Origin of the sequence: Micromonospora cremea (genome assembly GCF_900143515.1) — a bacterium.
GTDB classification, from domain to species: Bacteria; Actinomycetota; Actinomycetes; order Mycobacteriales; family Micromonosporaceae; genus Micromonospora; species Micromonospora cremea.
On the sequence record NZ_FSQT01000002.1, the window covers coordinates 1163828 to 1177213 of the forward strand.

Genomic DNA, 13386 nt, shown 5'->3' on the forward strand with positions numbered 1-13386 from the left:
TCAGCGTCGCGGCGACCGGTGGCTCCCGGTCGCCACCTGCTGGTCGGCGTCGTCCGCCGGGCGCCGGGGCGCGGGAAGGATCGGGCCGGTCGGCGGTGTGGGCGGGCGCGCGCCGGGCGGCGCGCTGAGGTGCCGGCCCCGCCAGAGGTAACCGCCGGCGATCAGGGTGGCCACCCCGACCAGCGCGAACAGCGCCCGGTAGTCCACAAACCCGACCAGCAGGGCGCCCGCGCCGATGGAGAACGCCTGTGGCCCGCCGACCACCGCCTCGGTGGCGGCGGCGGCCCGGCCGACCAGCCCGGGCGGGGTGCGCCGCTGGATCAGCGTGTGCAGCCCCACCATGGTCAGCGGGAGCGAGACGCCGGCCAGCAGCACCGCCGCGACCCCGAGCCGGAGATCGGGGTACGCGAGCGCGAGCGCGGCCGGCCCGAAGAAGGCGACCCCGGCGGCCAGCGTGCCGACCTCGCCGAGCCGACGGACCAGCGCCGGCGAGCAGAGCCCGCCGAGCAGCCCACCCACGCCCTGCACGGTGACCAGCACGCCCACGAACGCGGCGTCCCGATCGAGCCCCTGGTCGACGTAGGCGAAGATGAGCGACTCGCTGAAGCCCATCACCAGCGACCCGAGCCCGTAACCGAGCAGGGCCCGGCGCAGAGCCGGCTCGCCGGCCAGGTGTCGCAGCCCGGCACCCAGCTCGGCCGGCCAGCGCAGCCGTACGGTCGGCGGCGCCGGCTGCGGCGTGGGCAGCGCGGTCACCACGGCGGCCGCGGTCAGGAACCCGACCATGCCGATCCCGGCCAGCGCCCACCCGCCGATCGCCGCGTAGAGCGCCGCGCCGGCCAGCGGGCCGATCAGCCGCAACCCCTGGCGTACGGTCTGCAACACCCCGTTCGCCTCGGCCAGCAACTCGACCGGCACCAGTTGTCGGATCAGCCCGCTGAGCGCCGCGCTGAGCGTGATGTAGGACAGGCCGTACAGGGCGGCCACCAGGTAGACGAGCCAGACGTCGCCCGCGTCCCGGACCGTGAACAACGGGGTGAGCAGCACCGCGGTGACCAGGTTCGCGGCCAGGAAGAAGGGCCGGCGCGGGTAGCGGTCGACGAACCAGCCGACCAGCGGCGCGAGCGTCATCGGGGCGATGACGGCGAAGATCGTGGCGCCGGCGAGCCCGTCGGAGCCGGTCAGGTCCTTGACCCAGATCGCGAGCGCGAGCAGCAGGATCGACTCGGCGGTCATGCTGGCCAGCAGGCCCCCGAAGAGCAGGCGAAAGTCGGGTCGGCGCAGGACGGTGCGCATGGGTCCCTCCGGCGGGGATGGCGCGCCCGGGCGGGCGTGGTCGACGGGGCCGCGACCTCGGGGCGCACCGTCGTCCGGCGTACCCGAGGTCCATTTTTCGCGAGACACGCCCCCGCCGGAACTTCCGACGCCGGCCGCGCCGTCCATACTGACCGTGGGGGGCGAATTTCATACAGTTACCGTCGCGTCTGCGGCGGTCGACGGGAAAGAGGAGATCGTGCCTCCTGCCGCACCCAGCCCGATCCTGCGTCGTCGCCGGTTGGGCACCGAGTTGCGCCGCCTGCGTGAGGCCGCGGGCCTGACCGGGGACCAGGTCATCGAGCGGATCGGCTGGGCCTCCGCGTCGAAACTGTCCCGGCTGGAGAACGGCCGCAGCCGACCCGACCCGCAGGACGTCGGGGTGCTGCTCGACCTCTACGGTGCCGACGCGGCACTGCACGAGGAGCTGCTCGGGATCACCAGCGAGGCCGGCGACATGCGGGGCTGGTTGAAGAACTTCCCGGTGATGACGCAGCAGCAGCGCAGTTGGGCCGAGTTGGAGGCGGGCTGCGCGGAGATCTCCGAGTACAACCCGGTGCTGGTGCCGGGGCTGTTGCAGACCCCCGGGTACGCGCAGGTCCGGATCGTCTCGGCCCGTCAGGTGGCCGAGGGCGCCGGTGAACCGCAGCCCGGCGAGGAGCCCGAGACCGAGGTGCAGGCACGGCTGGCCCGCCAGACGCTGCTCACCCGGGAGCCCGACGCGCCCCGCTACACAGCCGTGCTGGAGGAGGCGGCCCTCGGCCGCCGGGCCGGGCCGCCCGAGGTGCTGCACGAGCAACTCCGCCAGCTCTGCGAGCTGGCCCTGCTGCCCAACGTGACGCTGCACGTGCTGCTCCGGGACACCCAGATCGGCGATTGGTTCCTTCCGCCGACCGCGTTCTCCCTCTACCGGTTCGCCGATCCGCTCGATCCGGAGACGCTGGCCATTGAAGGGGGGTTCACCGACGTCATGTCGACCGAGGCAATCGCGCTAAATCGCTATAAAGTGGTGTTCGAGTGGCTATGCACGGCGGCACTTACCGCCTCGGACACCCTCTCCTGGCTGATCGAGGCGACGGGACGGCTGACCGAGGCGGCGCCCCCTTCCACAGTGGCGTTCGGGCCGGCAACGGCGCCGCCCCAACGCCGCCGGGCCTCGGGGCGGCTGACGGAACGGTGATCCACGGGGGACCCTCCGTCGGGGCGTGCGGCACCACTCGTCCCATCGGAGCGGTTCACACCAGGAGCAGAAGCATGAACGACATCCGCAACACGCCGTCCGTCCCCGCCCACCGACTGTCGGACGCCCCGTGGCGTACCAGCACGCGCAGCCAGACCTCCAACTGCGTGGAGGTCGCTCCGCTGGGCACCGGCCCATCGGCGGTCGCTCTGCGCGACAGCAAGGACCGGGGTGGCCCGGTGCTGCTGTTCAACCGGGCGGGTTGGCTCGGCTTCATCGCCGGCGCGAAGAAGGGCCAGTTCGATCTGACCTGATCCGGTGACCGGGACGGGGCCGTCGGCGCACTGCCGGCGGCCCCGTCGCGTTACCCGCCGCCGACCCCGCTGAGCAGCCATCCGCCGATCGGACGAGGCTCGAAACCAATAGGCGCGTTTCAGTTGCTGGGACGAACACGCGGCGTAACATGGCCATCGAGATACGTGGAACTTCCACACTGGCTCATCCGTCGCGGTTCATCCGGAGACCCTCATGCGGTTCCTGATCGTTCGCACCGACATCCGCGCCGTCGCTGACGGGGACATCGCCGCCGCCTGGGCGGACGGCCATCGACTCCGCGACGAGACGACCGCCCCCGAGCCACGCCGGCAGATCGTGCACGCCGAGGACCGCGACGCCGCGCTGCTGCTGGCCCGGGCACTCGCCACGGTCGGCGCGGTCCGCGCCGGCAAGCAACGGGTCAAGGTCCTGCCGCTGAGCGAAGCCCGACCCGCGTTCCGGCACAGACCGGGCCACACCGTCACCTGACCCACGAGACGTCCGTCGTGGTCGGACCGGCTCCCCCGCCGCGTTTTCGCCCCAGCCGACCACGACGGCCCGTGTTCCCGGCCCGTGACCGCCGCGGCAACGGCGGCCACGGGCCGGGACCGTGTTCACCGGTCGGCGTCCACCCAGCCGTCCAGCCAGCGGTGGATGAGGAACAGCGCGATCGACGACGGTGGCGGCAGGATCAGCTGGGCCCCGTCGCCCACGTCCACGGTCCTCCCGGCCAGCGCCGCCCCGATCTCCCGCCGAGTGAACCAGCGGGCGTAGGCGATCTCGGACGGGTCGACCTCCACCGGGTCGGTCGGGTCGGCGGTGGCCAGGAAGCCCAGCATCAGCGAGCCGGGGAACGGCCACGCCTGGCTGCCCACGTACCCGATCCGCTCGACCCCGATGCCCACCTCCTCGCGGACCTCGCGCAGCACGGCGGCCTCCGCCGACTCCCCCGGCTCCACGTAGCCGGCCAGGCAGGAGTAGCGCCGGCCGCCCGGGGTCCCCGGCCAGCCGGCGTTGTTGCCGAGAAGGCAGCGCCCGTCCGGGCCGTCGACGCCGTCGTGCACCAGCACGATCATCGCCGGGTCGGTGCGCGGCCAGATCCGCCCGCCGTTGCGGTCCACCCGGGACCAACCGGCCTCGTCCATGACGGTCGGTGCTCCGGTGGCCGCCGAGTAGCCGTGCCGGGTGTGCCAGTTGACCAGCGCCAGCGCGGTGGTGAAGATGCCGGCCTCGCGGTCGCCGAGCAGGTGGCCCACCTCGCGCAGGTTGACCGCCCGGGTGCCCGGCAGCACCGGCAGCGGCGTGTCGACCGCGAAGACCGGCACCCCGTCCGGCTCGACACCGAGGAACATCGCGATCGACTCCGACCCGGCCGGCACGTCCGCCGCCCCGAACAGCACCAACGCCGGAGGCGACGCCTCGGTACGCGCCAGCGTCCGCCCCTCGTCGGTCGAGTCGAGCAGCAGCACCCGGGCACGCAGCCACGCCTCGGTCAGCCACTGCGCATCGCCCCGCCGGTGCGCGGCCCGGTCCAGCGTGGACCGGGCCAGCGGTGGCGACGTCTCCCCACTCACGCCGCGCCCTCCGCGGCCGGCGCGGGCCTCCGGCTCACTGCTGCACCGGCTCGGTCCGGACCGCGGTCAGCGCGGCCAACCCCGGGGTGACGCGCTCGGCGTCGCCGAGCACCACGACCGCCGCCCGGGCCGGCGCGAGGTAATGGGCCGCCACCCGTGCGACGTCGTCGGTGGTCGCCTTCGCCAGCCGGGCCGCGTACTCGGCGAGGAAGTCCAGGCGCAGGCCGTTGCCGGCGTACGCGCTGGTCAACGCGGCCAACCCGGCCTGGGTGGACATGCCGAGCTGGAGGGTGCCGAGGGCGTACTGGCGGGCCTGCTCCAGTTCCTCGGGCTTCGGTGGCAGCGACGCCAGCCGGCCCAGCTCGTACGTCGTCTCCAGCAACGCCGGGCCGGTGACCTCGGTGGCCACCTCGGCGGCGGCGACCAGCACCGACCCGGCTACCGAGTGCTCGATCACCGAGTGCGGGCCGTACGTGTAGCCCTTGTCCTCGCGGATGTTCTCCACCCAGCGGGAGGAGAAGTAGCCGCCGAAGATCAGGTTGGCCAGTTGAAGCGGCGCGTGGTCGGGATCGGTGCGTGGCACGGCCGGCAGCGCGATCCGCAACGAGGACTGGACCGAGCCGGGCCGGTCGACGAGCAGCAGCGGCCCCGGCTCCAGCGGCGGGGTCGGAGGTAGCTCGGCGACCCGCCCGGCGCCGGCCCAGCCGCTGAGCGCCCGCTCGGCCGCGTCCAGGGCCTTCTCCGGCTGCACGTCGCCGACCAGCACCAACTGCGCGCCGGCCGGATGCACCCGCTCGGCGTGCAGGGTGCGCAGCGCCGCCGGCCGGACGGCGCGGATCTGGCCGGGCTCCGGGGTCTGCGTCGCGTACGGGTGGCGGCCGTAGATCCGCTTCAGCAGCGCCTCCCGGGCCAGGTGCGCCGGCTGACTCTGCGCCACCTGGATCCGGTCGACCAGCCGGTCCCGCTCGGTGGCCACGTCGTCGCCGGGGTAGCTGGCCCCGGTCAGCACCTCGGCCAGCAGCTCCAGCATCCGGTCCAGACCGGTGACCAGGCCGGCGCCGGAGAGCATCAGCCGGTCCGGGTCGACGCCGGCCGAGAGCCCGCCGCCCACCTTCTGCAACTCGGCGGCGATCTGCACGCTGGTCATCGACTCGGTGCCGGAGAGCATGGTCTGCGAGAGCATCGCGCCGCGGGCCAGATGGGCCCGCCCGAACGGGACCCAGAGCCGCAGCTCGACCAGGGGCACGGCGGGCCGGCGTACGGCGATCACGGTGAGGCCGTTGCGCAGCGTGCGTTCGGCCTGCTTGGGCACCTTGAGCTTGCGGGTGGGGCCGAGCGGGGGCAGCGTGCGCGGGCCGGTCGGGACGGTGGTGGTGGTCATCGGGCACCTCCGGCGATGACCTCGACGGCGGCGCGGCGTTCCGGGCGCACGGTGGCGGCGGCGGCTCGCACCTGCTCCTCGGTGACCTCGCCGACCAGCCGGGGCAGATCGTTGAGCAGGCCCGGCTCGCCACGTTGCTGTTCCAGCACGGCCATCCGCAGCGCCCGGCCGAGCACCGCGTCGGTGTCCCGCAGCAGGTGGGTCGCCATCCGGGCCTGGGTCCGGGCCAGCTCCCCCTCGGTCAGCCCGTCGGTGGCCAGCCGGTCCAGCTCCTCGTCCATCGTGCGCAGCACCTTGTCCACGTCGCCACCGGGTGGCAGGTGCGCCTGGAGCAGCAGCGCCGTCGGGTCGCGCACGTCGAACGGGTCGCCCATGAAGCCGAGGTACCCGCCGAGGCTGGTCACCGTCCGGTCGCGCTGGACCAGCCGCTCGACCAGCCGCGACGCGTCGCCGTCGGTCAGCACCTCGGCCAGCACCACGTACGGCAGGTAGGCGGCGAAGTCGGTGACCGGGTCGGGCACCCGCCAGGCGCCGGCCACCGCCGGCAGCGGCGCCAGCGCGTCGGTGTACGAGGTGCGCCGCTCGGCGGTGAGGTCGGGCTCGGTGAAGTCGGGCCGCCGCGGCGCCGGGCGGGCCGGCACGTCGCCGAAGTGGCGGGTGACCAGCTCGGTCGCCTCCGCCACGTCGATGTCGCCGCTGACGGCCAGCACCGCGTTGCCGCTGGCGTAGTAGCGGCGAAAGAAGTCCGCGGCGTCGGCGACGGTCGCCGACTCCAGGTCGTCGAAGGAGCCGTAGCCGTCGTGCGCGTTCGGGAAGGTGTCGAACATGACCGGCGGCAGGGTCAGCCAGGGGAAGCCACCGTACGGACGGTTGAGCACGTTGACCCGGATCTCCTCCTTGACGACGTCGACCTGGTTACGCAGGTTCTCCTCGGTCAGCCGGGGGCCGCGCATCCGGTCCGCCTCCAGGAACAGCGCGCGTTCCAGCGCGTTGCTCGGCAGCGTCTCGAAGTAGTCGGTGTAGTCCAGGTGGGTGGAGCCGTTGAAGGTGCCGCCGGCGCCCTGCACGTGCCGGAAGTGAGCGAGCTTCTCCAGGTTCTCCGAGCCCTGGAACATCAGGTGCTCGAAGAGGTGGGCGAAGCCGGTGCGCCCCTCCGGCTCGGAGCGGATGCCGACGTCGTAGACCACCGCCACCCCGATCACCGGGGCACTGCGGTCGGGGGTGAGCACCACCCGCAGGCCGTTGTCGAGGGTGAACCGCTCGACCGGGTACTTCGTCGCTGGAATTCTGGATCTCCGCGCCGCCACGGGATCGACCCTAGCGCGTCGGCACCTCCACCACCTGCGACCTCCGTGGAGCCGCCGCCACCGGGTGGGCCACCAGGGTCAGCACCTCCGCGCCGACCCGTCGATCCGCGCCGCGACCTCGGCGCCCTCGCGGACCGCGCGGACTCCGGCCCATGGCTCGGATGCCCTAGCAAACTGGTGGGAGATACCGACATATCTGGAACGCGGTGTCCCGGCATGTGGATGGGTCTTGACGCTGCGTCCGACCTGCCCCACTCTTCCTACCAACTAAGTAGGAATACTGCGGATTGGACGGACGATGAGACGGCTCCCCCTGCGCCGGTTGGTCACCCTGGCCACCCTCGCCGTGGTCGGCGCGGCGACCCTGGGCAGCACCGCCGCGTGCGGCGACGACAGCGAGGCCGCGGGCGGCAGCTCCGGCCCGGTGACGCTGCGCCTCGGGTACTTCCCCAACATCACCCACGCGCCGGCGGTCGTCGGCCTGGAGAAGGGCATCTTCGCCGAGAAGCTCGGCGCCAACGTGAAGCTGGACCCGAAGACGTTCAACGCCGGCCCGGCCGCCATCGAGGCGGTCTTCTCCGGTGCGTTGGACGCCACCTACATCGGCCCGAACCCCACCGTGAACGCGTTCTCCAAGTCCAAGGGGGAAGCGGTCCGGGTCGTCTCCGGCGCCGCCTCCGGTGGCGTGGCGCTGGTCGTCAAGCCCGGCATCAACGGCCCGCAGGACCTGAAGGGCAGGAAGATCGCCACCCCGCAGCTGGGCAACACCCAGGACGTGGCGGTCCGCTACTGGCTCAAGCAGCAGGGGCTGACCACCACCAAGGAGGGAGGCGGCGACGTCAGGATCGTGCCGCAGGAGAACGCCCAGACGGTGGAGACCTTCAGCATCGGCGCGATCGACGCCGCCTGGGTGCCCGAGCCGTTCGTCTCCCGGTTGGTCAACGCCGGCGGCAAGGTGCTGGTCGACGAGCGGGACCTGTGGCCGGACAGGAAGTTCGTCATCACCAACCTGCTGGTGAGCACGAAGTTCCTCAAGGCCCACCCGGACGTGGTGCAGAAGCTGGTCGACGGCCAGGTCGCCGCGAACGAGTTCGTCAACAGTAGGCCGGACGAGGCCCAGCAGGCCATCTCCGCGGCGATCGGCAAGATCACCGGCAAGCCGCTGGACCTGAAGCTGATCAAGCAGGCGTGGCCGACCTTGGAGTTCACCAACGACCCGATCGCCAGCTCGCTGAAGGCCGGGCTCGACCACGCCGTCGAGGTGAAGCTGACCGATCCGGTGGACCTCAAGGGCCTGTACGACCTGACGTACCTCAACAACGCGCTCAAGGCCCAGGGCAAGCCCGGGGTCGTCCAGCCATGACGTCAACCACGACGACGCCGCGGAGCGCGACCACCGCGGTCGCGCTCTCCGACGTGACCAAGGTGTACGGACGCGGAGCGAACGCCGTCCTGGCCCTGGACGGCGTGTCCCTGGACGTGGCGCCGGGCGAGTTCGTCTGCCTGGTCGGCGCCTCCGGCTGCGGCAAGAGCACCCTGCTCAACCTGGTCGCCGGGCTGGATCGGCCCAGCGGTGGGCAGATCGCCCTGGCCGGCGACGCCAGTCCTGGGCTGATGTTCCAGGAGCCGGCGCTCTTTCCCTGGCTGACCGTCGACGGGAACGTGGAGGTCCCGTTGAAGCTGCGCGGGCTGCCCCGGGCCGAGCGGCGCGCGCGGGTGGCGGAGCTGCTGCGCACCGTGCACCTGGCCGACTTCGGCCGCAAGCGCCCGCACGAGCTCTCCGGCGGAATGCGGCAGCGGGTCGCGCTGGCCCGCACGCTGGCGCTGGACACCCCGGTGCTGCTGATGGACGAACCGTTCGGCGCGCTGGACGCGATGACCCGGGACATCCTGCACGACGAGCTGGAACGGATCTGGTCCGAGCGCAGGCTCTCGGTGCTCTTCGTGACCCACAACGTCCGCGAGGCAGCCCGGCTGGCCGACCGGATCATCCTGCTCTCCAGCCGCCCCGGCCGGATCATCTACTCCACCACGGTGGACATCCCGCGCCCACGGCGGATCGACTCCCCCGAGGTCGCCGCCATCGCCGCCGAGGTCACCGAGCGGCTCCGTACGGAGGTGGGCCGCCATGGCCAGTGACACCCTGACCAGCACGGCGCGTACCGACGCGCAGATCTCCGGCCTCGACGCGCTGGAGATCGCCGGCCGGGAGAAGGAGATCTCCCGGGGCACCCGGGTCTGGGCGGCCACCTGGCCCAAGCTGGCCGCGCTGGCCATCGTCATCGCGGCCTGGCAGTTGGTGGTCTGGTCGGGCTGGAAGCCGCCGTACTCGCTGCCGGGGCCGCTGGTCGTCGGCCGCGAGCTGATGACCCAGGCCCAGGGTCCACAGCTCTGGGAGGGCCTGCTGACCACGCTGCGCCGGGCAGCCGTCGGGTACGTCTTCTCGGTCGCGGTCGGCCTGCTCATGGGCCTGGCGGTGGCCCGGTCCACGATGCTCCGGGCTGCCATCGGCTCGATGATCACCGCGTTGCAGACCATGCCGTCGATCGCCTGGTTCCCGCTGGCCATCCTGCTGTTCGAGCTGAGCGAGAAGGCGATCTTCTTCGTGGTGGTACTCGGCGCGGCACCGTCCATCGCCAACGGCGTGATCTCCGGTGTGGACTACGTGCCGCCGCTGCTCCTACGCGCGGGCCGCAACCTGGGTGCCCGGGGGCTGAACCTCTACCGGTACGTGATCGCACCGGCCGCGCTGCCGGCGATCGTCGCCGGGCTCAAGCAGGGCTGGGCGTTCTCCTGGCGTAGCCTGATGGCCGGCGAGCTGATCGTGGTCGGCATCTCGCAGACCTCCCTCGGCGCCCAGCTCACCTACTCCCGTGAGCTGTCCGACGCGCCCTGGCTGCTCTCCACCATGATCGTCATCCTGGTGCTCGGCCTGGTCGTGGATGCCGCGTTCGGTGCGGCGGACAAGGCGATCCGGCGCCGCTGGGGTGTGCTGGACCAGGCTGGTCAGTGACGTGTACGTCTCCGCGCGCAGCGATTACGCGCTCCGGGCCATGCTCGGCGTCGCCGCCGCTGCCGCCGACAGTGGCGGTGGCGGTGGCGCTGCCGCCGACGGTGGCGTTGGCGGTGGTGACCTGGTGAAGGCGGCCAGCCTCGCCGAGGTGCAGGAGATCCCGCTCAGCTTCCTCCAGGGCATCCTGCTGGACCTGCGCCGCGCCGGCCTGCTGCTCAGCCATCGCGGCACCGAGGGCGGGTACGCGCTGGCCAGAGCGCCCGACGAGATCACCGTGGGGGACGTGCTGCGAGCGGTCGGCGGCTCGCTGACCACGGTGCGCGGACTGCCGACCGAGCGGGCCGGCTACCACGGGGTGGCCGCCGGGCTGACCGAGGTCTGGCTGGCGGTGCACGGGGCGATCGCCACGGTGGTGGACAGCACGACCCTGGCCGACCTGCTGACCCGCGGCTCGACCGGCCGCGCCCACACACCGTCCTGATCGCCTGACGCCGACGGGCGGGGACCACTCGCCAGCAGGTGATCGACGGTGGTGGCGGCGTGGTCGGGCCGGTGCCCCGCCGACCCGACCACGCCTCGTACCGATCCTGACCGGGCCTGCCCCTCCGCCGGCACCGGTCGGTCCGGCCGCTGCTCAGCCCACGTGTGCGACCGTCGGGCCGGAGCCCGGGTCGCCGGGGCTGTGCAGCTCCACCAAGCCGGCGGGAGCATTACCCACCGGGGTGGCGTGCCAGGGCGCGAAGGCTGCAACCATGGCGAGCAACAGTCCGGCGAGCGCGACCGCGACCACCAGGATCAGTTCGCGCAGCGCACCCGAGCCGGCTTCGCCCGCCATGGTCACCCCTTCCGTGCCGGGCCCCCGCCCGGCGTCCCCGGGTGGTCAGCTTCGACCACGATTCCTCGGAACACAGTCGGCCAGCCGACCCAGCCGAGGCTGATTACCGACTCAGAGGAACGGTCGGACGTCGATCCAGGGGTTCCTGGCCACCGTGGCGACGGGCCGGGGCCGGGCCGAGGGCCGGGGCCGAGGGACTGATGCGGCCGCCTTTGCTCTGCTTCAACCGGCGCAACAGCCGGTGTCCGCTATCCGGACAGCGCCCGTTGCGTGGGTTGAAGCAGAGCAAAGGGCGTCACCAGGGGTCGGTGGACCCCCAGGCGACCAGGGCCGCGGATGCCTGGCCCCGCGCGATCAGACCTCGTGCGACCAAGCCCCGGCCCTGCGTCCAGTCCGCATGTCGTCGGAGACCCCGTCGCACGACCAGGCGGGCCTGCGCGTGGCCAGGCCTGCGTCACCGGCCTGGCCTGCGCCACCCCCGCAGACAGACCGACCCGCCCAGCCGGAGCGGGGCGGGTCGGTTCGTGCGGAGAACGTCAGACGGTGCGGGGCCGGCGCGGGCGGCGGGACCGGCCCGACGCGCGGTGCGCCGGCCGGGCGGCGCCGTCGGCGACCGAGCCGCCGGATCCACCGGCGGTGCGTCCCCGACCAGCGGGCGCCGGCGGGGCGGCGATGGTCACCGGCACGCCGGAGGGCTCGCGGGCACCGGTCACCCGGGCCAGCGCCCCGTCACCGGGACGGACCTGGACCGACTCGGGCCGGATGCCCGCGGTGGCCATCAGCCGGGACACGTCCCGGCGCTGCTCGGGCAGGACCAGGGTGACCACGGAGCCGGACTCGCCGGCCCGGGCGGTCCGGCCGCCCCGGTGCAGGTAGTCCTTCGCCTCGGTCGGCGGGTCCACGTTGACGACCATGTCCAGGCCGTCGACGTGGATGCCCCGGGCCGCCACGTCCGTGGCGACCAGGGCGGTCACCTGGCCGTTGCGGAACTGCTCCAGGATCCGGGTGCGCTGCGGCTGGGACTTGCCGCCGTGCAGCGCGGCCGCGCGTACCCCCTTGGAGAGCAACTGGCGGGCGAGCCGGTCGGCGCGGTGCTTCGTACCCATGAACAGGATGGTGCGGCCGTCACGGGCGGCGATCCGGGTCAACGCGTCGGGCTTGTCCACCGCGTCGACGTGCAGCACGTGGTGGGTCATGGCGGTGACCGTGGCGGTGCCGGGGTCGACCGAGTGGGTCACCGGGCTGCTCAGGAAACGGCGGACCAGCCGGTCCACGCCACCGTCCAGGGTCGCCGAGAAGAGCATCCGCTGCCCCTGCGGCGCGACCTGCTCCAGCAGCTTGGTGACCTGCGGCAGGAAGCCCATGTCGGCCATCTGGTCGGCCTCGTCGAGCACGGTGATCTCGACCTGGTCGAGCCGGGCGTCGCCGCGGTTGATCAGATCGTGCAGCCGACCGGGGGTGGCCACGACCACCTCGGCGCCGGCGCGCAGGGCGTCCGCCTGGCGCTGCAACGACAGCCCGCCGACGACGGTGGCGCAGCGCAGCCCGACGGCGCGGGCGTACGGGGACAGCGCGGTGGTCACCTGCTGGGCCAACTCCCGGGTCGGCACCAGCACCAGGGCCAGCGGACGACCCGGCCGGGCCTTGCGGCCGGCGGTGCGGGAGAGCAGCGGAAGCCCGAAGGCGAGGGTCTTGCCGGAGCCGGTACGACCCCGGCCGAGCACGTCCCGGCCGGCGAGCGAGTCGGGCAGCGTGGCCGACTGGATCGGGAACGGCTCGGTGATGCCCTGCGCGGTCAGCGCGGTGAGCAGCGCCGGCGCCAGACCGGTATGGGCAAACGAAGGAATAACGGTGGTCACGCAGGAGCCTTCCTCGACGCGGCACGTGTCGAGGGAGGGCGCCGAAGATCGGCGCTGTCGCCAGCGGAAAAGGCCGCCAGGACTCACAAGCACGAACCGAAGGGGGTACGGGCCGGCCCGCCGCCGGGCCGCCGCCTGCGTACGCAGGTCGACGACGGGGCGGGCCGGTCCCGTCACCGCCGCGCCCGGAGGGCGCGACAGGTAATGCTGGCCGATCCGAAGATCAGAGCGGGCGGATGTTCTCCGCCTGCGGGCCCTTCTGGCCCTGGGTCACCTCGAACTCGACCCGCTGGTTCTCGTCCAGGCTCCGGTAGCCGGAGGACTGGATCGCCGAGAAGTGGGCGAAGACGTCAGCGCCGCCGCCGTCCGGGGTGATGAAGCCGAAGCCCTTGTCAGCGTTGAACCACTTCACGGTGCCAATAGCCATGTGTTTCGTCTCCTTGACGGAACGTCGGACTCGCACTTGTTGCGAGCCCGAAGAGGAGCGCTCCGCGCGGGAATGCGCGAATCGCCTGTCGCTTCTGGTCGCCCCGCCCGGAGAACTCCGGACACAACAAAGAGCGCCTGGGGCCACAATCCCGCCAGGCGCACACAGAGTCTCTGGTAAC

At 72.8% G+C, this 13386-nt stretch carries 14 protein-coding genes; 7 read left to right on the forward strand and 7 right to left on the reverse strand.

Features of this window, described 5'->3' with window-relative positions; all coding sequences use genetic code 11:
• Positions 1 to 1296: an MFS transporter gene (locus tag BUS84_RS18705; protein WP_074314267.1), complete on the reverse strand. Its 1296-nt coding sequence runs from the start codon at positions 1294 to 1296 to the stop codon at positions 1 to 3.
• Positions 1297 to 1513: 217 nt separating this feature from the next.
• On the opposite strand from BUS84_RS18705, the gene BUS84_RS18710 reads away from it, so the two are divergent.
• The 3 genes from BUS84_RS18710 (at position 1514) to BUS84_RS18720 (ending at position 3298) form a co-directional block, all read left to right on the forward strand.
• Positions 1514 to 2494 carry a helix-turn-helix domain-containing protein gene (locus tag BUS84_RS18710; protein ID WP_074314269.1) on the forward strand — a complete coding sequence of 327 codons (981 nt, stop codon included), beginning with the start codon at positions 1514 to 1516 and terminating at the stop codon, positions 2492 to 2494.
• A 74-nt stretch (positions 2495 to 2568) separates the two neighbouring features.
• The gene (locus BUS84_RS18715) at positions 2569 to 2808 is read left to right on the forward strand and encodes a DUF397 domain-containing protein (protein WP_074314270.1); all 240 of its coding nucleotides are present in this window, start codon (positions 2569 to 2571) and stop codon (positions 2806 to 2808) included.
• 214 nt (positions 2809 to 3022) lie between these two features.
• Complete coding sequence (locus tag BUS84_RS18720; RefSeq protein ID WP_074314272.1) at positions 3023 to 3298, forward strand: hypothetical protein; 276 nt, start codon at positions 3023 to 3025, stop codon at positions 3296 to 3298.
• A gap of 125 nt (positions 3299 to 3423) precedes the next feature.
• Here BUS84_RS18720 and nudC read toward each other — a convergent pair whose 3' ends face one another.
• From nudC to BUS84_RS18735, 3 genes are read right to left on the reverse strand one after another with little or no spacing between them, the layout of a single operon-like run.
• On the reverse strand, positions 3424 to 4383 hold the full coding sequence (gene nudC, locus BUS84_RS18725; protein WP_074314274.1) for an NAD(+) diphosphatase: 960 nt from the start codon (positions 4381 to 4383) through the stop codon (positions 3424 to 3426).
• 34 nt (positions 4384 to 4417) lie between these two features.
• Complete coding sequence (locus BUS84_RS18730; protein ID WP_074314276.1) at positions 4418 to 5764, reverse strand: M16 family metallopeptidase; 1347 nt, start codon at positions 5762 to 5764, stop codon at positions 4418 to 4420.
• Positions 5761 to 7071, reverse strand: a complete 1311-nt coding sequence (locus BUS84_RS18735; protein WP_074314278.1) for a M16 family metallopeptidase — start codon at positions 7069 to 7071, stop codon at positions 5761 to 5763. The genes BUS84_RS18730 and BUS84_RS18735 overlap by 4 nt, the downstream gene beginning before the upstream one ends.
• A gap of 298 nt (positions 7072 to 7369) precedes the next feature.
• Between BUS84_RS18735 and BUS84_RS18740 the strand changes: the two genes are divergently transcribed.
• The 4 genes from BUS84_RS18740 to BUS84_RS18755 are packed head-to-tail and all read left to right on the forward strand — an operon-like array spanning position 7370 to position 10565.
• Complete coding sequence (locus BUS84_RS18740; RefSeq protein ID WP_074314280.1) at positions 7370 to 8434, forward strand: ABC transporter substrate-binding protein; 1065 nt, start codon at positions 7370 to 7372, stop codon at positions 8432 to 8434.
• Positions 8431 to 9210, forward strand: a complete 780-nt coding sequence (locus tag BUS84_RS18745) for an ABC transporter ATP-binding protein (RefSeq protein ID WP_074314282.1) — start codon at positions 8431 to 8433, stop codon at positions 9208 to 9210. The genes BUS84_RS18740 and BUS84_RS18745 overlap by 4 nt, the downstream gene beginning before the upstream one ends.
• The gene (locus BUS84_RS18750) at positions 9200 to 10084 is read left to right on the forward strand and encodes an ABC transporter permease (protein WP_074314284.1); all 885 of its coding nucleotides are present in this window, start codon (positions 9200 to 9202) and stop codon (positions 10082 to 10084) included. The genes BUS84_RS18745 and BUS84_RS18750 overlap by 11 nt, the downstream gene beginning before the upstream one ends.
• Position 10085: 1 nt before the next feature.
• Entirely contained in the window at positions 10086 to 10565 is a 480-nt protein-coding gene (locus BUS84_RS18755) for an RrF2 family transcriptional regulator (RefSeq protein WP_074314286.1), read from the forward strand.
• Between the two features lie 153 nt (positions 10566 to 10718).
• Here BUS84_RS18755 and BUS84_RS18760 read toward each other — a convergent pair whose 3' ends face one another.
• From BUS84_RS18760 to cspE, 3 genes are all read right to left on the reverse strand, one after another.
• The gene (locus BUS84_RS18760; protein WP_074314288.1) at positions 10719 to 10919 is read right to left on the reverse strand and encodes a hypothetical protein; all 201 of its coding nucleotides are present in this window, start codon (positions 10917 to 10919) and stop codon (positions 10719 to 10721) included.
• 536 nt (positions 10920 to 11455) lie between these two features.
• Positions 11456 to 12778 carry a DEAD/DEAH box helicase gene (locus BUS84_RS18765; protein ID WP_074314290.1) on the reverse strand — a complete coding sequence of 441 codons (1323 nt, stop codon included), beginning with the start codon at positions 12776 to 12778 and terminating at the stop codon, positions 11456 to 11458.
• 223 nt (positions 12779 to 13001) lie between these two features.
• A complete protein-coding gene (cspE, locus tag BUS84_RS18770; protein ID WP_007464836.1) occupies positions 13002 to 13205 on the reverse strand; it encodes a transcription antiterminator/RNA stability regulator CspE in 204 nt (67 codons plus the stop codon).
• Between the last annotated feature and the right edge of the window lie 181 nt (positions 13206 to 13386).